Annotated in this window: 1 protein-coding gene; it reads right to left on the minus strand. The window is 63.6% G+C overall.

Going from position 1 to position 704, the window contains the following annotated elements:
* Nucleotides 1-703 (minus strand): FAD-dependent monooxygenase (locus MD273_RS18510; protein WP_239039252.1); only part of this gene is annotated, 703 nt, incomplete at its 3' end.
* Nucleotide 704 lies beyond the last annotated feature (1 nt).

A 704-nucleotide genomic window follows, 5' to 3' on the forward strand; every position in this document is an offset into this window, starting at 1 on the left:
TGTCGGATTTCCAGCGCGACAAGACGCCCGTCAACGGCGATGACAGAAACAGATTGCGCGCGAGAATACCCGCTCGCGTGCGCGGAACGGTGATGCCGGTGAAAAGTTGCGACTGTTTCAGCTTGACCAGAGGGCGCTGCGCCGCCTCGTATCGCGCCAGAGCCGAGGCGGAAATTCCGCCCTCTGACAGTTCGCCCGTAAGCCGGTAGGCGCCGGTCAGCGCCAACAGTGCGCCGGCCCCTGAGGCTGGAGACGCGCAATAGGCTGCATCGCCCACCAGCACCACGCGGCCATGCGACCAGCACGGCATCTTCGTCTGAGCCAGGGCATCAAAATAGAAGTCTTCGGCGTTGTCCGCAGCATCGAGCAGATCGGGCACATGCCATTCCATCCCGGCGAAGGCATCGCGCAGCAGGCGGCGCTGTGCCGCAACGTCGCGATGGTGGTAGGCAAGCGGCTGGTCGCTCCGGAACATGAAGGTGATCTGCCCCTCTTCGGCGCCGGCGCGATAGACAGCCGCGGACCGGCCCGCCTCATTGAAAAAGGTGGTCCAGCCAGGCTCGCCGATATCCATGTCCGCGGCCACGGAGGCAAAATAGTGCTGGCGGAACTGCACGAAGCTATCCTCGGGGCCGAAGACGATCCGACGGATTGCGGAATGCAAACCATCCGCCCCGATGACAAGATCGAAGCGCCGTTGCACT

This window comes from Marinobacter sp. C7, from assembly GCF_022343555.1.
GTDB lineage: Bacteria > Pseudomonadota > Gammaproteobacteria > Pseudomonadales > Oleiphilaceae > Marinobacter.